This is a genomic window from Kitasatospora sp. NPDC088160 (assembly GCF_044741445.1).
Lineage (GTDB): Bacteria > Actinomycetota > Actinomycetes > Streptomycetales > Streptomycetaceae > Kitasatospora.
The window spans coordinates 59,681-79,447 of record NZ_JBIUSS010000014.1 but is presented as its reverse complement, the minus strand read 5'-3'; the positions used below and the strand labels follow the sequence as shown (position 1 = coordinate 79,447).

At 74.4% G+C, this 19,767-nt stretch carries 19 protein-coding genes; 13 read left to right on the top strand and 6 right to left on the bottom strand.

What is annotated here, in order from left to right:
• Window positions 1–20: 20 nt before the first annotated feature.
• Window positions 21–890: a DNA-formamidopyrimidine glycosylase family protein gene (locus ACIOGZ_RS22755; RefSeq protein WP_363628257.1), complete on the bottom strand. Its 870-nt coding sequence runs from the start codon at window positions 888–890 to the stop codon at window positions 21–23.
• Between the two features lie 135 nt (window positions 891–1,025).
• Between ACIOGZ_RS22755 and ACIOGZ_RS22750 the strand changes: the two genes are divergently transcribed.
• From ACIOGZ_RS22750 to ACIOGZ_RS22735, 4 genes are all read left to right on the top strand, one after another.
• Window positions 1,026–1,478 carry an SRPBCC family protein gene (locus ACIOGZ_RS22750; RefSeq protein WP_363581746.1) on the top strand — a complete coding sequence of 151 codons (453 nt, stop codon included), beginning with the start codon at window positions 1,026–1,028 and terminating at the stop codon, window positions 1,476–1,478.
• A 166-nt stretch (window positions 1,479–1,644) separates the two neighbouring features.
• Window positions 1,645–2,304 carry a hypothetical protein gene (locus tag ACIOGZ_RS22745; RefSeq protein ID WP_363628255.1) on the top strand — a complete coding sequence of 220 codons (660 nt, stop codon included), beginning with the start codon at window positions 1,645–1,647 and terminating at the stop codon, window positions 2,302–2,304.
• A 98-nt stretch (window positions 2,305–2,402) separates the two neighbouring features.
• The gene (locus ACIOGZ_RS22740) at window positions 2,403–3,200 is read left to right on the top strand and encodes a DsbA family protein (protein WP_400986970.1); all 798 of its coding nucleotides are present in this window, start codon (window positions 2,403–2,405) and stop codon (window positions 3,198–3,200) included.
• Window positions 3,197–3,814, top strand: coding sequence for a vitamin K epoxide reductase family protein (locus ACIOGZ_RS22735; protein ID WP_363581740.1), 618 nt, complete (start codon window positions 3,197–3,199; stop codon window positions 3,812–3,814). The genes ACIOGZ_RS22740 and ACIOGZ_RS22735 overlap by 4 nt, the downstream gene beginning before the upstream one ends.
• 75 nt (window positions 3,815–3,889) lie before the next feature.
• Here ACIOGZ_RS22735 and ACIOGZ_RS22730 read toward each other — a convergent pair whose 3' ends face one another.
• Complete coding sequence (locus ACIOGZ_RS22730; protein ID WP_363369635.1) at window positions 3,890–4,873, bottom strand: adenosine deaminase; 984 nt, start codon at window positions 4,871–4,873, stop codon at window positions 3,890–3,892.
• Between the two features lie 173 nt (window positions 4,874–5,046).
• Between ACIOGZ_RS22730 and ACIOGZ_RS22725 the strand changes: the two genes are divergently transcribed.
• Window positions 5,047–5,328, top strand: coding sequence for a DUF6158 family protein (locus tag ACIOGZ_RS22725; RefSeq protein ID WP_350883625.1), 282 nt, complete (start codon window positions 5,047–5,049; stop codon window positions 5,326–5,328).
• Window positions 5,329–5,451: 123 nt separating this feature from the next.
• Window positions 5,452–6,840 (top strand): NADP-dependent succinic semialdehyde dehydrogenase, encoded by a 1,389-nt coding sequence (locus ACIOGZ_RS22720; protein ID WP_363581736.1) that lies wholly within the window; start codon window positions 5,452–5,454, stop codon window positions 6,838–6,840.
• A gap of 57 nt (window positions 6,841–6,897) precedes the next feature.
• Here the strand turns inward: ACIOGZ_RS22720 and ACIOGZ_RS22715 are convergent, their stop codons facing one another.
• Together ACIOGZ_RS22715 and ACIOGZ_RS22710 are read right to left on the bottom strand one after the other, a co-directional pair.
• Entirely contained in the window at window positions 6,898–7,188 is a 291-nt protein-coding gene (locus tag ACIOGZ_RS22715; RefSeq protein ID WP_363581734.1) for a hypothetical protein, read from the bottom strand.
• Between the two features lie 44 nt (window positions 7,189–7,232).
• A complete protein-coding gene (locus ACIOGZ_RS22710; protein WP_400986969.1) occupies window positions 7,233–8,240 on the bottom strand; it encodes a Ku protein in 1,008 nt (335 codons plus the stop codon).
• Between the two features lie 162 nt (window positions 8,241–8,402).
• Here ACIOGZ_RS22710 and ACIOGZ_RS22705 point away from each other — a divergent pair, with 162 nt between their 5' ends.
• From ACIOGZ_RS22705 to ACIOGZ_RS22695, 3 genes are all read left to right on the top strand, one after another.
• Window positions 8,403–8,630, top strand: a complete 228-nt coding sequence (locus ACIOGZ_RS22705; protein ID WP_363581730.1) for a hypothetical protein — start codon at window positions 8,403–8,405, stop codon at window positions 8,628–8,630.
• 245 nt (window positions 8,631–8,875) lie between these two features.
• Window positions 8,876–10,315 (top strand): amino acid permease, encoded by a 1,440-nt coding sequence (locus tag ACIOGZ_RS22700; RefSeq protein ID WP_350883615.1) that lies wholly within the window; start codon window positions 8,876–8,878, stop codon window positions 10,313–10,315.
• 165 nt (window positions 10,316–10,480) lie between these two features.
• Window positions 10,481–11,671, top strand: a complete 1,191-nt coding sequence (locus ACIOGZ_RS22695) for a helix-turn-helix transcriptional regulator (protein WP_363628246.1) — start codon at window positions 10,481–10,483, stop codon at window positions 11,669–11,671.
• 124 nt (window positions 11,672–11,795) lie between these two features.
• Here ACIOGZ_RS22695 and ACIOGZ_RS22690 read toward each other — a convergent pair whose 3' ends face one another.
• Window positions 11,796–12,593, bottom strand: coding sequence for a serine protease (locus tag ACIOGZ_RS22690; protein ID WP_400803174.1), 798 nt, complete (start codon window positions 12,591–12,593; stop codon window positions 11,796–11,798).
• Between the two features lie 143 nt (window positions 12,594–12,736).
• On the opposite strand from ACIOGZ_RS22690, the gene ACIOGZ_RS22685 reads away from it, so the two are divergent.
• The 4 genes from ACIOGZ_RS22685 to ACIOGZ_RS22670 all read left to right on the top strand — a co-directional run bounded on the left by ACIOGZ_RS22685 (window position 12,737) and on the right by ACIOGZ_RS22670 (window position 19,073).
• Window positions 12,737–13,570, top strand: coding sequence for an EI24 domain-containing protein (locus ACIOGZ_RS22685; protein WP_400986967.1), 834 nt, complete (start codon window positions 12,737–12,739; stop codon window positions 13,568–13,570).
• Window positions 13,571–14,109: 539 nt separating this feature from the next.
• On the top strand, window positions 14,110–14,772 hold the full coding sequence (locus ACIOGZ_RS22680; RefSeq protein ID WP_363628242.1) for a lytic transglycosylase domain-containing protein: 663 nt from the start codon (window positions 14,110–14,112) through the stop codon (window positions 14,770–14,772).
• Window positions 14,773–14,972: 200 nt separating this feature from the next.
• Window positions 14,973–15,977, top strand: coding sequence for a glycosyltransferase family 2 protein (locus ACIOGZ_RS22675; RefSeq protein WP_363623655.1), 1,005 nt, complete (start codon window positions 14,973–14,975; stop codon window positions 15,975–15,977).
• Window positions 15,978–16,151: 174 nt separating this feature from the next.
• The gene (locus ACIOGZ_RS22670; protein ID WP_400986965.1) at window positions 16,152–19,073 is read left to right on the top strand and encodes an FAD-binding and (Fe-S)-binding domain-containing protein; all 2,922 of its coding nucleotides are present in this window, start codon (window positions 16,152–16,154) and stop codon (window positions 19,071–19,073) included.
• On the opposite strand, the gene ACIOGZ_RS22665 is transcribed toward ACIOGZ_RS22670, so the two are convergent.
• Window positions 19,070–19,576, bottom strand: a complete 507-nt coding sequence (locus tag ACIOGZ_RS22665; RefSeq protein ID WP_400986964.1) for a hypothetical protein — start codon at window positions 19,574–19,576, stop codon at window positions 19,070–19,072. The two genes, ACIOGZ_RS22670 and ACIOGZ_RS22665, sit on opposite strands and share 4 nt — an antisense overlap.
• Window positions 19,577–19,767: the final 191 nt, after the last annotated feature.

Sequence of the window (19,767 nt, the reverse complement as noted above, 5' to 3'; positions counted from 1 at the left end):
GGCCCGCCCCGCCCGTGCCCTCACTTCAGCAGCCGCGACAGCCGCCGGTCCGCCAGCGGCTTCCCCCCGGTCTGGCAGGTCGGGCAGTACTGCAGCGAGGAGTCCGCGAAGGACACCTCGCGCACGGTGTCCCCGCAGACCGGGCAGGGCAGGCCGGTCCGGCCGTGCACCCGCAGCCCCAGCTTCTTCTCCGCCTTGAGCTCCCCCGCCGCCAGCCCCCGCGAGCGCTCCACCGCGTCCCGCAGCGTGGCGCCGAGCGCCTCGTAGAGCCGCGCCGCCTCCTCCTCGGTCAGGCTGGACGCCAGCTTGTACGGGGACATCCGGGCCGCGTGCAGCACCTCGTCCGAGTAGGCGTTGCCCACCCCGGCCAGCACGCCCTGGTCGCGCAGCACGCCCTTGAGCCGGCGCCGGTCGCCGCTCAGCAGGGCGGCGAAGTCCGCCAGGGTGAACGCCGGGTCCAGCGGGTCGGGGCCGAGTCGGGCCACCCCGGGCACCTCGGCCGGATCCTTCACCACGTAGACCGCGAGGCCCTTCTTCGTCCCCGCCTCGGTCAGGTCGAAGCCGTCGCCGGCCTCCCCGGCCAGGCGCAGCCGCAGCGCCAGCGGGTTCCTCGGGCTCGGGCGCGGCGGTTCGGCGGGCAGGCCGTCCTTCCAGCGCAGCCAGCCGGCCCGGGCCAGGTGGACCACCAGGTGCAGCCCGCCGGCCTCGATGTCCAGGAACTTGCCGCGCCGGGTCACCGGGCCGACCGTCCGCCCCTCCAGCGCGGTGACCGGCGGGTCGTACGTCTTCAGCGCGCTGATCGCGACCGGCTGCACCCGGGCGATGACGCGCCCGGTCAGCCGCTCGGACAGGAAGTCGCTCAGCGCCTCGACCTCGGGCAGCTCCGGCATGCGCCCAGTCTCCCGCAGCCCCGCGCCGGCCGCCCGCCCGGGGGCGTGCCTTTGCCCGACCCCCGCGCGGGGCGCAGGCTGGAACTACGCGCCGTACCCCGCGACCCCCATGCGCCCCCGCCACGGAGCACCGTGATGAGCATCCTTGAGGAACAGATCGACCTCGCCGTCCCCGTCCTCGCCGCCTGGGAGCAGCTGCACCGGGTGCACGAGTACCCGCAGTTCGTCGACGGCGTCCGCAGCGCCCACCCGCACGGGCGGAACCTGGCGCACCTCGGGGTGGAGGTCGACGGCGCCGAGCGGGCGGTGGACACCGAGATCACCGACCGCGGCCGGGGCCGGGTGATGTCCTGGCGGACGCTCGACGAACCGCGGCTGCACGGCGCGTTCGCGCTGCTGCCGCTGGACGCCCGGCACACCCGGTTGCAGATCCGGGTGGAGTACGACCCGGAGGCGATGCACGAGGCGTTCGGCGGGCCGCGCGGCTTCGCCCTGGCCGGGGCGATCGAGCGGACCGTGCGGGGCGACCTGGAGCACTTCCGGGAACTGGTCGAGGAGCGGGTCGGCGCGGCGGGCAGACGCGGCTGAGCGCAGCCGGCAGGCCCGGGCGAGCGCGGCGGGCAGCCCCGGTGAGCACGGCGGCCCAACCCGCGTAAGGGCCGCATAAGCCCAGCTCAGCGCCGGTGGTGAGGCTCTTCACAGCGGACCTCCGGCCCGACTGTTTCGCTTTCAACCTGTGGCAGACTCGGATGCCATGGACATCGGCCCGGTCACCAGGACGCTCCGCGCGGCGGTCTTCGCCGCGCTGGTCGTGCTGCTCGCCGGGCTCGGCCAGGTGCTGGTCACCGGCCGCGCGCTGCCGGCCGGCCCGATGGCCCTGGCCTGCGTCGCCGTGTTCGCGGTGGCGTACGCGCCGGCCGGCCGCGAGCGCGGCTACCCGGCGGTCGCGGCGGTGTTCCTGCCGCTGGAGCTGGGCGTCAGCGCGCTGTTCGACTTCGCCCAGACCACCTGCCCGTCCTTGCCGCCCGGCTCCGCGCGCGGCTTCCAGCCGCTGCTGTGCGGCGGCGGTTCGCTGGGCGGGTTCCTGCTCGGCCACGGCGTCTCCCAGCAGACCGGCGTCCTGCTGCTCCTGCTGCTGCACGCCGCGATCGCGCTGGCCGGCGCGTTCTGGCTGCGCCGCGCGGACGCCGCGCTGGCCGGCCTCGCCCGCACCGCCCGGATGCTGGGCGACTTCCTGCACCGGCACCTGCCGGCCGCCGCCCGCTGGCTGCGGCTGCTCGCCGCGCCCGTCCCGGCCCGCCCGGTGGCGCGGGTGCCGTTCCCCCGGGCCAGCCGGACCCTGGTCCCGGCCGAGGACGTCGTCGTCCGCCCGACCGTCCGGCGCGGTCCGCCGGCGCTCGCCCTGGCCTGCTGACAGGCGCGCGCCGCTCGGCGCCGCTCCCGGCCGGTCCTCTCGCCGCGCGCCCCGCGCGCCCGCACCCCCGCACGCCCGAGAGCACAGGACGACACCTCATGAGCAACACCCGCAAGGCCGCCGCCAAGACCAGCGCCACCGACCGCATGCACGCCGCCCGCGCCCAGGCCGAGCGCTCCGACCGGATCCGCCGCCGGGTCGTGGTCGGCGGCGCCTCCGCCGCCGTGCTCGCCCTCGTGGCGGGTGTGGCCTTCGCCGTCGGCGGCTCCTCCGGCTCCGGTTCCGCCGACGCGGCCGCGAGCGGCCCGCTGGTCGTCCCCGCCAACACGGGCGGCCAGGACGGCACCGTGATCACCTACGGCAGGGCCGACGCCCCGCACACCCTGGAGATCTACGAGGACTTCCGCTGCCCGTACTGCGAGCAGTTGGAGACCACCACCGGCAAGGCCGTCCAGCAGCTCGCCGACGACGGCACGTACAAGATCGAGTACCACCTGGCGACGTTCCTGGACAAGAACCTCGGCGGCAAGGGCTCGCGCACCGCGCTGGCCGCCGCCGGCGCCGCGCTCAACGAGGGCGTGGACAAGTTCAAGCAGTTCCACGACGTGCTCTACGCCAACCAGCCCGACGAGCGCACCGACGGCTTCGGCGACGTCAACCACCTCCTCGACCTGGCCGGCCAGGTGCCCGGGCTGAAGACCGACGGCTTCGTCAAGGCCGTCCAGGACGGTACCTACGCGCCGTGGGCGGCCAAGGTCAACGAGGAGTTCGACAAGAGCGACGTCACCGGCACCCCGACCGTCAAGCTGGACGGCAAGAAGCTGGACGTCCTCACCGGCGGCAAGGCCGCCACGCCCGAGCAGTTCACCGCGATGGTCAAGCAGGTGACCGGATGACGGCCGCCGCCCCCGCCGCGCGGACGTACGGCGCGAGCCGCCCGTTCGCCTGGCTGCTGCTGATCGGCGGCGCGGTCGGCCTGTTCGCCTCCTCGGTCCTCACCCTGGACAAGATCCGGCTGCTGAAGGACCCGTCGTACGTCCCCTCCTGCAACATCAACCCGATCATCAGCTGCGGCTCGATCATGCGCAGCGACCAGGCCGAGGCCTTCGGCTTCCCCAACTCGCTGCTCGGCCTGGTCGGCTTCGGGGTCGTCATCGCGATCGGCGCCGGGCTGCTCTCCGGGGCGACGTACCGGCGCTGGTTCTGGCTCGGCCTCCAGGCCGGGACGGTCTTCGGCGTCGGCTTCGTGACCTGGCTGATGTACCAGGCGCTCTACCGGATCAGCGCGCTCTGCCCGTACTGCATGGTGGTCTGGGCCTCGATGATCCCGCTGTTCTGGTACACCACCCTGCACAACCTGCGCTCCGGGATCATCCCCACCGGCCGCGCCCTGCGCCCGGTCGTCCGCGAGGCGGCGCGCTACCACTGGGTCGTCCCGGCGCTCTGGTACGCGGTGATCGCCCTGCTGGTCCTCAACCGGTTCTGGTACTACTGGAGCACCCTGCTCTGACCTCGTCCGCCCGGCCCCGGGCCCTACGCTCCGGGGCCGGGCGGCCGGTCCGTCAGCCGCCGTTCAGGACAGTTCCTAGAAGCGGAACTCCTCGACCTCGGCCAGCAGTTCGGCCCGGCGCTCGTCGTCGATGAAGGAGGCCCGGAAGGAGTTGGCGGCGAGCCGACGCAGGGTCTCCTCGTCGAGCGCGAGGGCCTGCTGCACGGCCCGGAAGTTGTCGTCGACGTAGCCGCCGAAGTACGCCGGATCGTCCGAGTTGACGGTGACCAGCAGACCGGCCTCCAGCATCTCGCGCAGCGGGTGGTCGGCGAGGGTGTCGATGCACCGCAGGCGGACGTTGGAGAGCGGGCAGAGCGTCAGCGGGACCTGCTCGCGGACCAGCCGCGCGACCAGCTCGCCGTCCTCCAGGCAGCGCAGGCCGTGGTCGATCCGCTCGACGCCGAGCACGTCCAGCGCCTCGGTGATGTAGGACGCCGGGCCCTCCTCGCCCGCGTGCGCGACGCGGCGCAGCCCGGCCTCGGCGGCACGCCGGTAGACCTCGCGGAACTTGGCCGGCGGGTGGCCGACCTCGGCCGAGTCGAGGCCGATGCCCGCGATCCGGTCGAAGTACGGGCGGGCGGCCTCGAAGGTCTCCAGCGCGGATTCGGCGGACTCGTCCCGCAGGAAGCACATGATCAGCCGGGTGCTGATCCCGTGCCGCTCCTCGCTGCGCGCCAGCGCCCGGGTCAGGCCGTCGACCACCACGCCGAGCGGCACGCCGCGCGCGGTGTGCGCCTGCGGATCGAAGAAGATCTCCGCGTGCCGCACCCCCGCCTCGGCCGCCCGGGTGAGGTAGGCGTCGGCGAGGTCGGCGAAGTCCTCCTCGGTGCGCAGCACGGCCATCAGGGCGTAGTACAGGTCCAGGAAGGACTGCAGGTCGCTGAAGGAGTACGCCTTCCGCAGCGCCTCGGTGTCGGCGTAGGGCAGCGTGACCGCGTTGCGGGCGGCGAGGGCGAAGGCGAGTTCGGGCTCCAGGGTGCCTTCGATGTGCAGGTGGAGTTCGGCCTTGGGGAGCGGCATGGGGGATCTGTCCGAGCTGTAGGGGGCGGGAGCGAAGAGTCCAGAAGCATTCATCCTACGATCCGTTCGATCACGATCGGCCTGACGGGCGCGCCCCCGGCCACCCGAACTGGTGCACCGGCCGGGGGCAGCGGGCACCCTGGAGGAGGGGGCTTCCGCCGAGGAGGTACCAGATGCGGCACGTCGAGGATCCGCACATCCGGCCTGCGGGCGTCTCCCCGCACGCCCTGGGCAACGACACGCTCCTGCACGAGCTGGAACAGCTGCACCGCACGCGCCACGAGACCTTCCTGTACGGCTCGGAGGAGGCCCTCAAGCGGCACACCCTGCGCACCGGGCAGCTGGAGGCCGAGTACCTGCACCGCTTTCCCAGCCGGCTGGTGACGGCCGGGCGGACCAGGGCCGGCGCCCGGGCCCGCGAGGCGGCGGCCCGGGTGGAGTCGCTGCCCGAGTAGACGTGCCCGCGCCACCACCGCCCGGCGGGACACGCCGGGCGGTGGTGGCGTGCCCCCGGGCGGGCCGTCGGAGAGGGTGAGAGGCGCAGACGCACCGGACCCCGACCCCCCTGGGAGCCCCGCATGCCCATCGCCAGCGTCAACCCCGCGACCGGCGAGATCCTGGAGACCTTCGAACCGCTCGACGCGGCCGGCATCGAACAGCGGCTGGCCCGCGCCGAGGCCGCGTTCCACGGCTACCGCACCACCCCCTTCGCCGCCCGCGCCGACCTGCTGCGCCGGGCCGCCGACCTGCTGGACCAGGACCGGGAGGCGATCGCCCGCACGATGACCGAGGAGATGGGCAAGCCGCTCGCCGCCTCCCGGGCCGAGGCCGCCAAGTGCGCCACGGCGATGCGCTGGTACGCCGACCGCGCCGAGGAACTGCTCGCCGACGAGCACCCGGCCCCGGCCGACGTCGCCGACTCCGGCGCCGCCCGCGCCTACGTCCGCTACCGCCCGCTCGGGGCGGTGCTGGCCGTGATGCCGTGGAACTTCCCGTTCTGGCAGGTGGTCCGGTTCGCCGCGCCGGCCCTGATGGCGGGCAACGTCGGCCTGCTCAAGCACGCCTCCAACGTGCCCCGGACGGCGCTGGCGCTGGAGGAGCTGTTCCGGCGGGCCGGCTTCCCGGAGGGCTGCTTCCAGACCCTGCTGATCGGCTCGGGCGCGGTCGAGGGCGTGATCCGGGACCGCCGGGTGGCCGCGGTGACGCTCACCGGCAGCGAGCCCGCCGGGCGGGCGGTCGCCGCCACCGCCGCCGACGAGGTGAAGAAGGCCGTCCTGGAACTGGGCGGCAGCGACCCCTTCGTGGTGCTGCCCAGCGCCGACCTGGACGCGGCGGTGCGCACCGCCGTCCGGGCCCGGGCGCAGAACAACGGGCAGTCCTGCATCGCCGCCAAGCGCTTCATCGTGCACACCGACGTGTACGACCGCTTCACCGCCGCCTTCACCGAGGCGATGCGGGCGCTGCGCGTCGGCGACCCGATGGACGAGGCGACCGACGTCGGCCCGCTGGCCAGCCGCCAGGGCCGGGACGACCTGGAGGAACTGGTCGAGGACGCCCGCACCCACGGCGCCCGGGTCGAGTGCGGCGGCGGGCGCCCGGAGGGCTGGGACACCGGCTACTTCTACGAGCCGACGGTGCTGACCGGCATCACCCCGGCCATGCGGATCCACCAGGAGGAGACCTTCGGCCCGGTCGCCACGGTCTACCGGGTCGCCGACCTGGACGAGGCGGTGGCGCACGCCAACGACACGCCGTTCGGGCTCAGTTCCAACGTCTGGACCCGGGACGAGGGCGAGCAGGAGCGCTTCGTCCGCGACATCCAGGCCGGCGGGGTGTTCTTCAACGGGATGACCGCCTCCCACCCGGCGCTGCCGTTCGGCGGCGTCAAGCGCTCCGGGTTCGGCCGGGAGCTGTCCGGGCACGGGATCCGGGAGTTCTGCAACATCACCACGGTGTGGATCGGCTGAGCACCCCCGGACCGCCGGGCACGAGCCGGGCACGAGCCGGACGCGGACGCGGCCGGGTCAGGGCGCCACGCGGTGCCTGCCCCGGCCGGGCGTCATCCAGCGGGCGACCACGCCGACCAGGGCGAGGACGGTCGCTCCCCAGACGATGGCCATCAGCACCAGCATCGGCAGCCAGCTCACCTGGGCGCCGACCATGCCCAGGCCGAGCGAGAGCGCGACCATGAACACCACGGCGGTCGGGTTGAGGCCGAGCAGCCAGTGCCAGGCCCGCTGCGCCGGGCTCCGGTGCGGCGGCGGGGCCTCGGGGTCGGTTTCGGTGTCGAGTTCCTTGTACGTCAGCAGGTCCATCGGGATCGCCTCCGGTTCTCGGGGGGCTGCCGGATCCGCGGGGCTCAGGAGGCCTTGCGCGGAGCCGTGGACTTTCCGGTCGCGGTCTTTCCCGCCGCGACCTTCGCGGTCGTGGACTTCGCGGTCGCGGACTTCGCGGTCGCGGTCTTCTTCGCCGGGGCGGCCTTCCCGGCGGCGGCCGCCGATCCGGCGGGCTTCTTCACCGGGGCGCGCCTGCGGGACGCGGGCTGCTCCTCCTCCGGCTGGTCCTCGTCGGGCCCGGCGGCGTGCCCCCGCCCGCCCTTGGCCCGCTTGAGGCTGCTGCGCAGCGCCTCCATCAGGTCGATCACGTTGTCGGGCGCCTCGCCCGGCTCCTCCTCGTGCGGGAGCTCGACGCCCTCCAACCGGGCCGTGATCACCTGCTGGAGCGCCCGCTGGTAGTCGTCGTGCAACTGGGCGAGGTCGAAGTCCTCGGAGAGCGTGTCCATCAGCGACCGCGCCATCTTGAGCTCCTGCGGCCGGACGGTGACGTCCTCTTCGGGCGCGATGCCGGCCGCGGGGCGGACCTCGTCGGGCCAGATGCAGGTCTGCAGCACCAGTGTGCCGTCGTGCACCCGCAGCACCGCCGGGGATTCCCGGGTGCGCAGCGCGATCTTGGTGACGGCGATCTGCCCGGACGCGGTGAGCGCGTCGCGCAGCAGGGCGTACGGCTTGGCGGCGGCCTGGTCGGCGACGCCCACGTAGTAGGCCTTGGAGAACATCAGCGGGTCGATCTCGTCGGCGTCCACGAAGGCCAGCACATCGATGATCTTCTTGCTGGGCAGCGGCAGGTCGGCGAGGTCCTCGTCGGTGAGCGTGACGGTCCGGCCGTCGGGGGACTCGTAGCCCTTGGCGATCTCCGCGTACGGGACTTCCTTCTCCTCCCGCTCGCAGTACCGCTTCATCCGCACCCGCCCGCCGTCCTTGGCGTGCACCTGGTGCAGCGGGACGTCGTGTTCCTGGGTGGCCGAGTAGAGGTGGACGGGGATGCTGACCAGCCCGAAGCTGATCGTCCCCTTCCAGGTGGTCTGCATGGGGGTCGCTCCTTCCCGGAGTTTCCCGTTGCCGGAGGTTCCCGCCCGGCCCGGCGTCCTCGCGCCGAGGACGTGCCGAGGACGTGCCGAGAATCCCACTGTGCCCGGGTTTGCCCCGATCGGCCACACCGGGCCGACAATGGGCCGAGGAGGTCGATGCCGATGACCGTCCGGAGCCGTGCGCAGGGCGCACCGCCGCCGCCACCGGAGCGGACCGTGTACCGGGTGGTGTACGCGGTGCGGGGCGAGGCCGGCGTGCGGCGGGCGGAGGTCGAGGTGGTGCCCGGATACTCGCAGGAGGGCGACATCCCCCGGATCCTGGCGGCGCGGCTGACCGGCCGGCCCGCGGACGCGGCACGGATCACCGTGCTGGACCTGCGCGGGTCGTGAGCCGCGACGGGGGTCCGAGCGCCTCCGACGCATTGGCGGTGCGTCAGATTTGAGCTTTTCGCACCGCATTTCCACCCGCTCTGACCTGGCTTTTTGCGTCCGGTTACCGAACATTTACGGATGCTCTGTTCCGATACGCGGCCGTAGAAGTTAGGTTGCACCGCAATGCGCGGGTCCGTCCCCCACCCTCCGGCGCAACGAGCCGAGGGTCGCGCCGCGCGCGGGAAAGGCACAGGGCTCATCTGATGAGTGCGGACACCACCAGGCCTGCGGCAGCCGCCCAGGTCCCCCAGCAGGCCGGGCCGCCCGGGCACGGCGGCGAGGGCCACCTGAAGGCGGGGCTCAAGAACCGCCACCTGTCGATGATCGCCATCGGCGGGGTGATCGGCGCCGGCCTGTTCGTCGGCTCCGGCGCGGGCATCGCCACCACCGGGCCGGGCATCCTGCTCTCCTACACGCTGGCCGGTGTGCTGGTCGTGCTGGTGATGCGGATGCTCGGCGAGATGGCGGCGGCCGACCCGCAGAGCGGCTCGTTCTCGGCGTACGCGGACCGCGCGCTCGGCCGCTGGGCCGGGTTCACCATCGGCTGGCTGTACTGGTTCTTCTGGGTCGTGGTGCTCGCGGTGGAGGCGACCGCCGGCGCGAAGATCCTCAACGCCTGGATGCCCGGCGTGCCGCAGTGGGCGTTCGCGCTGCTCGTGATGGCGGTGCTGACCGCCACCAACCTGTTCTCGGTGGCCTCCTACGGCGAGTTCGAGTTCTGGTTCGCCGGGATCAAGGTGGTGGCGATCGCCGCGTTCCTGGTGATCGCCACGCTCGCCGTCTTCGGCCTGCTGCCCGGCACCCACGCGGTCGGCACCAGCAATCTGACCGGCCACGGCGGCTTCCTGCCGCACGGCGTGGGCGCGGTGTTCACCGGCATGCTCACGGTGGTCTTCGCCTTCATGGGCAGCGAGATCGTCACCCTGGCCGCGGGCGAGTCGGAGGACCCGGAGCGCGCGGTCAGCAAGGCCACCAACAGCGTGATCTGGCGCATCGGGATCTTCTACCTGGGCTCGATCCTGCTCGTGGTCACCCTGCTGCCGTGGGACTCGGACGCCGTCAAGGGCAGCCCGTACGTGGCGGTGCTGGAGCACGTGGGCATCCCGGGCGCCGGCCAGGTGATGAACGTGATCGTGCTGACGGCCGTGCTGTCCTGCCTCAACTCCGGGATGTACACGGCCTCCCGGATGGCCTTCTCGCTCGGCCAGCGCGGGGACGCGCCGAAGGCCTTCGCGACCGTGACCAAGCGGGGCGTGCCGCGGGTGGCCATCCTGTCCTCGGTGGTCTTCGGCTTCGTCGCGGTGTTCTTCAACTACACCTCGCCGGACACGGTGTTCGCTTTCCTGCTCAACTCCTCCGGCGCGGTTGCGCTGTTCGTCTGGCTGGTGATCTGCTTCTCCCAGCTGCGGATGCGCCGGATCATCGAGCGGGAGACTCCCGAGCGGCTGACCGTCCGCATGTGGCTGTACCCCTATCTGACCTGGACGGCCATCGGCATGATCGGGTTCGTGGTGGCGTACATGTTCACCGACGCCGACGGGCGCAAGCAGATGTACCTGTCGCTGGTCGCCGCGGCGATCGTGCTCGCGGCCTCGGCCGTGGTGGGCCGACGGCGGCGGGCCGCGGTGGCGGCGGAGTCCTGACCCGTCCGCGCCGCGCGACGGTGCCGGGCCGGGGAGCCGTTGCGGAGGCTCCCGGGCCCGGTGCCGTTCGAGGGATGCGACCCACAGTTTGACAATGGCACGTCAAAGGGGATACCTGGGCATGGCGCTCCCCCACGAGCGCTCCCCCACCCCCCGGGAGACCCCTTGCCACCCCTCCCCGCCCCCGCGTCCGCGCGCCTGCGCTTCGGCCACCGGCTGCGCCACTGGCGCGAGGCCCGCGGACTCAGCCAGGCCGAACTCGGCCGCCTGCTCGGCTACCACAACTCACTGATCAGCCGAGTGGAGAACGCCCGCCGCTGGCCACCGCCGGGACTCCCCGCCCGGGCCGACGAACTCCTGCTCACCGGAGGCGAGTTGGCCGCCCTCTGGCAACCCGTCCGGCAGGAGCGGGAGCACCTCGGCGAACTCGCCGCCCCCGCCCTGCCACCCCTCGGCGAGAGCGGCACAGGGCCCCCGACGGGCCGACCGGACGCCGCCACCTTCGCCGTGCTCGGCCACCTGCTCGACGTCTACCGCGCGGCCGCCACCCACACCGGCGGCGAACAGCTGGCCACCGTCCTCGAACACCACGCCCGCACCCTGGCCGCCTGGCAGCACGCCGCCCCGCGCGAAACCGCCCCCGCCGTCCGCTCGCTCGCCGCCCGCTACGCCGAACTCGCAGGCTGGGCCCACTTCGAGGGGGACCGCCGCACCCGCGCGCTCGGCTGGTACGCGGCCGGGCTGGAGTGGGCCCGCGCCGCCGACGACCAGCCGACCGCGGCCGCCCTGCTCGCCCGGCAGAGCACCCTGCACTGGTGGAGCGGCGACCCGGCCACCGCCCTCGCCCTGGCCGAGGCCGCCCACGCCACCGCCCGCACCCTGCCCGGCCTTCGCGCCTGGGCCGCCCTCGCCCAGGCGCACGCCCACGCACTGGCCGGCGCGGCGCCCGAGACGTGGCGGGCCCTGGCGGACGCCGAACGGCTGACCGAGGCCGCCCTGCGGGCCGGCGAGCCGGCGCCCGGGGCCGCCCGGGCCGCCCTGGTGCTGGGCGTCGCCCACGGCACCTGCCACCGGGACCTCGCCGTCCGCACCGGCCACACCGCCCACGCGCACGCGGCGGTGGCCCACCTGGGCGCCGCCCTGGGGCGCCTGGACCAGGCCGCCCACCCGCACGACCACGCACTGGTCGCCGGCCGCCTCGCCGGGGCGTACGCCCGGGCCGGGCGCCACGAGGCCGCGGCCGCCGTCCTCTCCCGGTTACCGCCGGACGCCACCGGCCGGATCGCCTACGAGCGGCGCCGGGCCCGGGCCTGGCTGGGCGGTTCGACGGCGCACCGGCCCCCGGCGGACGGCTGACCACGGACGGCTGACCACGGACCGCTGACGGCGGACGCGCCGGAGCGCCCGGTGGGGATCCCCCGGGCGCTCCGGTTCTCCGGTTCTCCGGTTCTCCGGTTCTTCGGCTCTCCGGCGGTCGGCGTCAGAGCCCGGCCGCCGCCGTGGCGATGTCGGCCGCGTAGGTGCTGACCTTGGTGTAGACGCCCGGGTAGCCGGGCCGGGCGCAGCCGCTGCCCCAGCTGACGATGCCGACCTGGACCCAGCGGCCGGCCGCGTCCCGGTGGACCATCGGCCCGCCGGAGTCGCCCTGGCAGGTGTCGACGCCTCCCTGGTCGACGTAGCCCGCGCAGAGTGAGGCCGCGCTGTTCAGGCCCGGGTAGGCGTTGGCGCAGGCGGCGTCGTCGACGAACGGCACGGTGGCCTTGAGCAGGTAGCGTTGCTGCGCGCCGCCCTCGGTCGCGGCGCCCCAGCCCATGATGGTGAAGGTGCCGCTGTCGTAGGCGGTGGAGTCGGTGGTCGGCAGCGTGCTCACCTGGCTGCCGCCGACCGGCGAGGCCAGCTTGATCAGCGCCCAGTCGTCGCCGCTCTCCGCCCCGGAGAAGCCGGGCGCCTGGTACACGTACGACGAGCGGACCTTGACCGCGCTGCCGCTGCGCAGGTCGACCGCGCCGGCGGTCGCGGTGATGCTGGTGTCGGCGCCGGTGCCGTTGACGCAGTGGGCGGCGGTGAGCACGATCTGCGGGGTGTAGAGCGCGCCGCCGCAGCCCATCGAGAGCCGCACCACGAACGGGAACTCGCCCTGCGCCGCCCGCGTGCCGCCGACCACGCCCGGCGAGGGCGCCGAGGGTGCGGGCGAGGCGGCGGCGGGCAGCACGAGCGCGCCGGCGCCGAGCACCAGGGTGGCCAACAGCACGATGAATCTTCCGAATTGACGCTTCATCAGGCTCCTCCATCGACAGGTCGGGGAGCACCGAGGGTGGCCCCGCAGGCGTCACGACAGGAGGGGCCCGGCCCTGCCGGTCGAAACTGGCAGGAACACGGCAATGCGGGGTTCCGGAGGAGGAACCCCTAAGGTGATCGCCCATGCGAGATCTTGTGGCGGGGATGAAGTACCTGGTCGGGGGCCAGAAGTGGGTGGGCCGGCACGGCCGCTGGTGGGGCTTCGGCATGCTGCCCGCGCTGCTCACCCTGGCCGGCTACGCCGTCGCGCTCGTCTTCCTCGGCGGCTGGTCGAAGGACCTCGCCGACTGGGCCACCCCGTTCGCCGACCGCTGGAGCTCGCCCTGGCAGGGCCTGCTGCGCGACGCGCTCGCCGCGATCGCCTTCGGCGGCGGCCTGCTGCTCTCGCTGCTCACCTTCACCGCCGTCACCCTGCTGGTCGGCCAGCCCTTCTACGAGGCGCTGTCCGCGAAGGTCGACGAGACCGAGGGCGGTGCGCCCGCCCCGCCGGAGTCGTCACTGTGGCGCGAACTGGTGATCGCGGTACGGGACAGCGCCTATGTCCTGGTGCGGGTGGCCGCGTTCGGCGTGGTGCTGTTCGCCTGCGGCTTCATCCCGGTGATCGGGCAGACGGTGGTGCCGGCTCTGGGTTTCCTGGTGTCCGGCTTCTTCCTGACCGTCGAGCTCGCCGCCGTCGCCCTCCAGCGGCGCGGGGTGCCGCAGCGCGAGCGGATCCGGCTGCTGCGCGCCCGGCTCGGGCTGGCGCTGGGCTTCGGCACGCCGCTGATCCTGGCGTTCCTGGTTCCGCTGGTGACGGTGCTCGCCATGCCGGGGGCCGTCGCGGGCGCCACCCTGCTGGCCCGGGACCTGGCCCGCGACCTCGCCCTCGACCCGGTCCACGACGCGGCCCCGGCGGACGAGCAGGAGCCGGAGCCGGCCTCCCGGCCCGCCGCCGGAAGCCCGCACGCGACCTCCTGAGGCGGTGACCGGCCGGTCACCCTGCGCCGATCCCGGCCGTCCGGACATGTGAGGCCGCCCACACGGGGTTCGCCGTCTACGGCCCCCGATAGTGGATGGCTGCGGCCAGGGCGTTGGCCGACCATCCGGCACGGGCTCCCGTCCCGCGTCGGGCCGCCCGGAACACCTCGAAGAACGCAGGCCACCACACCTCGCACCCGCACATTCCGCCCGCGCCACCAGCCTCCGACCTACAAATACGCAAGTCGGACAAATTCCCCCAAAATCATCACCGCGTCTCGCCACGCCCACCCTGCGGCTACTACCCGCCGTAGTGGCAACTGCCTTTGCCACCCGTCCCCGGCCCTGCCAAGAATGGCCCGTCGCCAGGCAGCGCAGCCGGCCCCGTCCGCCGCGCAGCCGACCCGCCCCGCCACTTCCGCCGGGGCACCACGGCCGTCCCGGACGGCCGCGCGGGCCCCGCTCACCCGGACGCCCGTGCGATGCCCCGCACCCGGTGCCACCGGCACGGCCCCCGACGGAAAAGGATTGTCCGCTTCATGCAGCTCAGCCATGCCCGCCGCAACTCCCTGATCACCGGCATCGCCACCCTCGTCGTCGCGAGCGCCGCCACCGCCGCCCTCGCCCTCCCGCAGACCGGGAGCACCACCGAGGCCGCCGCCCCCGCGGCCGCCGTCACGGTGGACGACAAGGCGGCCGCCGACCAGGCCCAGGCTGACACCGCTGCCGCTGCCGCCGCCGACCAGGCCGCCCAGGAAGCCCAGGCGCAGGCCCAGGCCGAGGCGGAGTCCGCCGCCCAGGCCCAGGCCGAGGCCGACGCGAAGGCCCAGGCGGACGCCAAGGCCAAGGCCGACGCGGACGCCGCCGCCTCCCGCTCCCAGGCGCGCCAGAACCTCACCAGCGCCCCGGCCCTCACCGGCAGCCCGCAGCAGATCGCCGCACAGCTCGTCCCGGCCGGCCAGCTCCAGTGCTTCAGCAACATCGTGTCCCGCGAGAGCAGCTGGAACCACCTCGCCGTCAACGCCTCCTCCGGCGCGTACGGCCTGGTGCAGGCGCTGCCCGGCAGCAAGATGGCCTCGGCCGGCTCCGACTGGCGCACCAACCCGGCCACCCAGATCAAGTGGGGCCTGGACTACATGAACTCCCGCTACGGCAGCCCCTGCGCCGCCTGGTCGTTCTGGCAGAACCACCACTGGTACTGAATCGAGGCTGCCAAGCCTCGACCCCCGGGCCCGCGACGCACCACGCGTCGCGGGCCCCGGCGCGTTCCGGCTGTCGTGGACGCGTCCGGCAGGCCGCGTGAAGATATGGCGTACGGTCGTACGATTTGGCGGGGATTGATCGGTATTACGCACCGTCAGGGCTTTGCCACGGTCAGCGCGTCCTCTTACGCTCCGGCGTCATGCCCTCACCCCTCATCAGCGTCGTGCTCCCCGCCTACGACCAGCACGAACAGCTCGCGGACTGCCTGGACTCGCTGCTCGCGCAGTCCCTCCAGGACGTCGAGGTGATCGTGGTCGCCGACCGCTCCCCCGACGCCGCGGGCGAGCTCGTCGACGCGTACGCGGCCCGGCACCCGCGGCTGTCGGTCCTGCACCTCAACGCGGCGGTCGGGGTCGGGGTGAGCCGGAACGCGGGGGCGGCGCGGGCGGCCGGCGAGTACCTGCTGTTCCTGGACGCCGACCACCAACTGCCCCAGGACGCGCTGCGGACCCTCGCCGACCGGCTCGGGCAGACCGGCCCGGTGGACCTGCTGCTGTTCGGCCACTCCCGCCGGCACAACGACCGGGACTGGCCGGGCGGGGCGGAGTCGCTGCTCGCCGAAACCGGCCCCGAGGTGTTCGAGCCCTTCGACCAGCCCGCGCTGTTCGGCGCGCCGCCGCTGGTCTGGGACCGGCTGATCCGCCGCGGCCACTGGGAGGAGCTGCGGCTGGCCTTCCCCGACGGCCGGTACGAGGAGATCCCGGTGGTGCACGCGGCGCTGCTCGGCGCCCGCCGCGTCGCCGTGCTGGCGCGCGAGTGCGTGCAGCTGCGCCGCCGGGAGACCGTCCACCCCACCGGCTCCCCGGGCAGCGGCGTGTTCGACCTCTTCGACCAGTACGAGCGCAGCTTCGCGCTGCTGGAGGACCAGCCGCACCTGTACGCGGTGCGGGACGCGCTGTTCGTCCGGATGATCCGGCACTACCTGTTCGTCTTCGACCTGGCCGGGTGCGTCACCCGCGCCGAGCGGCCGCAGTTCTTCCACCGGGCCGCCGAGCACCACCGGCGCTTCCAGCCGCCCGGCCACCGGCGGCCGGGCGGCCGCGAGGGGATCAAGTTCTCGCTGCTGGCCGGCGGCGCCTACCCGGCGTTCGAGATGGCCAAGCTCTCCCACATCGCCCGCGGCACGCTCACCGGGCGGCGGTGACCGGACTCCGGACGTGTGCGGCCCCGCCTCCGCAGGCGGCGGGGCCTAGGCCCTAGCCGGGCGGCCGCCCGCCGACACCCCATCGGCGGTACCCCGGCCGTGGCCGGTACCCCTGCGGGCGCGCGGCTGCCATGATCGGCCGGAGCCGTCGCCGCACCCGCCCGGAGGTCCCTGGTGAGCCGTCCGTCCGCAGCCCCCAGGGCCGAGCTGGCCCGCGAACTGGCCGCCGTGCTGCGCGGGGAGGTCCGCTTCGGCACCGCCGAGCGGACCGTCTACAGCCACGACGCGTCCAACTACCGGCAGCTGCCGCTCGGCGTGGTCAAACCCGCGGACCTCGACGACGTCCGCACCGCCCTCGCGCTCTGCCGCCGGTACGGCGTGCCGGTGGTGCCGCGCGGGGCGGGCACCAGCATCGGCGGGCAGGCGATCGGCCCGGGCGCGGTGGTGCTGGACTTCCGCCGCCACCTCGGCGCCGTCCTGGACGTCGACCCGCAGGCCCGCACCGCCCGGGTCCAGCCGGGCACCGTGCTGGACGACCTCCAGCGCGCCGCCCGGCCGTACGGGCTGCGCTTCGGCCCCGACCCGTCCACGCACAGCCGCTGCACCCTCGGCGGCATGATCGGCAACGACTCCTGCGGCTCGCACTCGCTCGCCTGGGGGCGCACCTCGGACAACGTCGAGCGGCTGGACCTGCTGCTCGCGGACGGCACCGAGCTGACCGTGGGCGGCCGGCTCACCCCGCAGGAGCGCGCCGCGCTCCGCACCCTGCCCGGGCGGCCCGGTGAACTCCACCGGCAGCTCCAGGAGTTCACCGACCGCAACCTCGCCACCATCCGCCAGGGCCTGCCCGCGCTGCCCCGCCGCACCTCCGGCTACCCGCTGGACGCCCTGCTGCCCGAGCACGGCCACGACCTGGCCCGCGCGCTCACCGGCACCGAGGGCACCTGCGCGCTGCTGCTCGGCGCGACCGTCCGGCTGGTCGAGGAGCCGCCCGCGCGCGCCCTGGTGGTGGCCGGCTACCCCGACGAGGGCGCCGCCGCCGACGCCGTCCCCGCGCTGCTGCCGCTCGGGCCGCTCACCGCCGAGGGCATGTCCGCCGACCTGATCGCCGCACTGCTCGCCGCCGGCCCCCGCCCGCCCGCACTGGACCGGCTGCCCGCGGGCGAGTGCTGGCTCTTCCTGGAGACCGGCGGCGCCACCCCGGTCGAGGCCTACCAGGCCGCCCGCCGGCTCGCCGACGCGGTGCGCCGCGAGCGCTCCGCCTCCGTCGCCCTCGTCACCGACCCGGCCGAACAGCGCCAGCTCTGGGCCGTCCGGGAGGCGGGCGCCGGCATCGTCACCCGGCTGCCCGGCGGCGGCGAGGCCTGGCCCGGCTGGGAGGACTCCGCCGTCCCGCCCGAGCGCCTCGGCGACTACCTGCGGGACCTGCGCGCCCTGCTGCGCCGGCACAGCCTGCGCGGCGTGCCGTACGGGCACTTCGGCGACGGCTGCGTGCACCTGCGGATCGACTTCCCGCTGGACGAGCCCGCCGGGGTACTGGTCTTCCGGGAGTTCCTGGAGCAGGCCGCCGACCTGGTGGTCTCCTACGGCGGTTCGCTCTCCGGCGAGCACGGCGACGGGCAGGCCCGCGGCGAACTGCTGCCCCGGATGTACCCGCCCGACGTGATCGCCCTGTTCGGCGAGTTCAAACGGATCTGGGATCCCGAGCACCTGCTCAACCCGGGGACCATGGTCGACCCGCGCCCGCTCGACGCCGACCTGCGCTTCGTCACCGCCCCGCGCCGCCCGCTGCCGCTCGCCCTCCCGTACGAGCAGGACGGCGGCAGCCTGGCCAAGGCCGTGCACCGCTGCGTCGGCGTCGCCAAGTGCGTGGACCCGAACACCGGGGTGATGTGCCCCAGCTACATGGCCACCGGCGAGGAGCGGCACTCCACCCGGGGCCGGGCCCGGCTACTGGCCGAGATGCTGCGCGGCATGGCAGCACCTCCCGGCCGCCAGGGCGGCGCGGCGATCGCCGACGGCTGGCGCTCGACGGAGGTCCGGGAGGCCCTGGACCTCTGCCTGAGCTGCAAGGGCTGCGCGAGCGACTGCCCGGTCCATGTCGACATGGCGACCTACAAGGCCGAGTTCCTGCACCAGCACTACCGGCACCGCCCGCGCCCGCTCGCCCACTACTCGATGGGCTGGCTGCCGCTCTGGCTGCGGGCCGCCGCCCTCGCCCCCGGCGCCGCCAACACCCTCGCCCGCTCCCCGGCCGCCGGGCTGCTCAAGCGGCTCGGCGGGATCGACCGGCGCCGGGTGCTGCCGGTCCTCCCGCCGGAGACCTTCACCCGCTGGTACCGCCGCCACCGCGCCGCGCACCCGGCCCCGGCGGGGGCACGGCCGGTGCTGCTGTGGCCGGACACCTTCTCCGACCACCTCCAGCCGAACGTGCTGCGCTCCGCCGTCGAGGTGCTGGAGCACCTGGGCTTCGACGTACGGCTGCCCGCCGGCCCGGTCTGCTGCGGCCTGACCTGGTACTCCACCGGCCAACTCGGCACCGCCCGACGGGTGCTGCGGCGCAGCCTGCGGACGCTGGCCGGCGCCGGGCTGCCCGCCGACACCCCGGTGGTCGGGATGGACCCGAGCTGCACCGCCGCCCTGCGCGAGGACCTGCCCCGGCTGCTCGGCCCGGACGGCCGCCCGCTCGCCGAACGCACCCGCACCTTCGCCGAGTTCCTCGACCAGTACGCCCCCGACACCCCGCTCCCCCAGGTCCCGCTGGACACCGTCACCCAGACCCACTGCCACCAGCACGCCGTCCTCGGCAGCGCCGCCGACCGCCGGATCGAGGACCGACTCGGCCTGCACAACCGGGTGCTGGACTCCGGCTGCTGCGGCCTGGCCGGCAACTTCGGCTTCGAGCGGGGCCACTTCGAGGTGTCCGAGGCGATCGCCGAGCGCGTCCTGCTCCCCGAAGTCCGGGCCGCCGCCCCCGACACGGTGGTCCTGGCCGACGGCTTCAGCTGCCGCACCCAGATCGCCCAACTCGCCCAGGGCCGCCAGGCCCTGCACCTGGCGGAACTGATCGCCCGGGCGCTTCGGGAGCGCGATTAGGGCGCGGCGTGCTCGCCGAGGAAGGCCCCGGCGCGGGCCGCGGCCTCCTCCTTCGTCGGGTAGCCGCGGTCGGCCGCGCCGCGCACACCGTCGGCGCCGACGCCCACCCAGCGCCAGCCGCCGGATTCCGCATCCTGCTCCAACTCGGCGGTGCCGCCGAACAGTTCGAGCCCGCCCGGCGGCGCCGCCGGGCGGGCCTCCGGCCACTTCTTCCGGGCGCCCTGCCGGGTGATGCCCCAGGCCGCGCCCAGTTGCTCGTAGCTCGCGCCGTAGGAACCCGCGGTCGCCGCCGCGATCGCGGTCAGCCGCTTGACCTCCGCGTCCACCACCTTCCAGGCGGCGAGGACGGTGAGCGCGACCTCGGCCGGGTCCGCGTTCCACATCCGGTCCCCGGGCAGCCCGGTCTCGCGCGAGCGCACGGCCGTGGCGAGGGGGTTCAGGGCGTCACCGAGCGCCCTGGCCAGTTCGGACCGCTCCTCGGGGGTGATCTCGATCGATGTCATTCGACAACCATAGTTAACGAACCATCACACGACAACAAAAGTTACCGCCTGATTCGATCCACACCGAGCGAGGGGCGCGAACCCCGCCGCTCGGGCGCGAAGGGAAGACCCGCGACGAGCACCCGGCAGCCGACCGCCAGGGCCTCGCCGAGGAAGCCCACACCGATCGACAGCTGGACCGGCCGGGCGTC

What these genes read in the sequence shown, in the direction of transcription:
- ACIOGZ_RS22755 (WP_363628257.1), bottom strand. Translation starts at nt 890, where the DNA reads ATGCCGGAGCTGCCCGAGGTCGAGGCGCTGAGCGACTTCCTGTCCGAG.
- ACIOGZ_RS22750 (WP_363581746.1), top strand. Translation starts at nt 1,026, where the DNA reads ATGAGCATCCTTGAGGAACAGATCGACCTCGCCGTCCCCGTCCTCGCC.
- ACIOGZ_RS22745 (WP_363628255.1), top strand. Translation starts at nt 1,645, where the DNA reads ATGGACATCGGCCCGGTCACCAGGACGCTCCGCGCGGCGGTCTTCGCC.
- ACIOGZ_RS22740 (WP_400986970.1), top strand. Translation starts at nt 2,403, where the DNA reads ATGAGCAACACCCGCAAGGCCGCCGCCAAGACCAGCGCCACCGACCGC.
- ACIOGZ_RS22735 (WP_363581740.1), top strand. Translation starts at nt 3,197, where the DNA reads ATGACGGCCGCCGCCCCCGCCGCGCGGACGTACGGCGCGAGCCGCCCG.
- ACIOGZ_RS22730 (WP_363369635.1), bottom strand. Translation starts at nt 4,873, where the DNA reads ATGCCGCTCCCCAAGGCCGAACTCCACCTGCACATCGAAGGCACCCTG.
- ACIOGZ_RS22725 (WP_350883625.1), top strand. Translation starts at nt 5,047, where the DNA reads ATGCGGCACGTCGAGGATCCGCACATCCGGCCTGCGGGCGTCTCCCCG.
- ACIOGZ_RS22720 (WP_363581736.1), top strand. Translation starts at nt 5,452, where the DNA reads ATGCCCATCGCCAGCGTCAACCCCGCGACCGGCGAGATCCTGGAGACC.
- ACIOGZ_RS22715 (WP_363581734.1), bottom strand. Translation starts at nt 7,188, where the DNA reads ATGGACCTGCTGACGTACAAGGAACTCGACACCGAAACCGACCCCGAG.
- ACIOGZ_RS22710 (WP_400986969.1), bottom strand. Translation starts at nt 8,240, where the DNA reads ATGCAGACCACCTGGAAGGGGACGATCAGCTTCGGGCTGGTCAGCATC.
- ACIOGZ_RS22705 (WP_363581730.1), top strand. Translation starts at nt 8,403, where the DNA reads ATGACCGTCCGGAGCCGTGCGCAGGGCGCACCGCCGCCGCCACCGGAG.
- ACIOGZ_RS22700 (WP_350883615.1), top strand. Translation starts at nt 8,876, where the DNA reads ATGAGTGCGGACACCACCAGGCCTGCGGCAGCCGCCCAGGTCCCCCAG.
- ACIOGZ_RS22690 (WP_400803174.1), bottom strand. Translation starts at nt 12,593, where the DNA reads ATGAAGCGTCAATTCGGAAGATTCATCGTGCTGTTGGCCACCCTGGTG.
- ACIOGZ_RS22685 (WP_400986967.1), top strand. Translation starts at nt 12,737, where the DNA reads ATGCGAGATCTTGTGGCGGGGATGAAGTACCTGGTCGGGGGCCAGAAG.
- ACIOGZ_RS22680 (WP_363628242.1), top strand. Translation starts at nt 14,110, where the DNA reads ATGCAGCTCAGCCATGCCCGCCGCAACTCCCTGATCACCGGCATCGCC.
- ACIOGZ_RS22675 (WP_363623655.1), top strand. Translation starts at nt 14,973, where the DNA reads ATGCCCTCACCCCTCATCAGCGTCGTGCTCCCCGCCTACGACCAGCAC.
- ACIOGZ_RS22665 (WP_400986964.1), bottom strand. Translation starts at nt 19,576, where the DNA reads ATGACATCGATCGAGATCACCCCCGAGGAGCGGTCCGAACTGGCCAGG.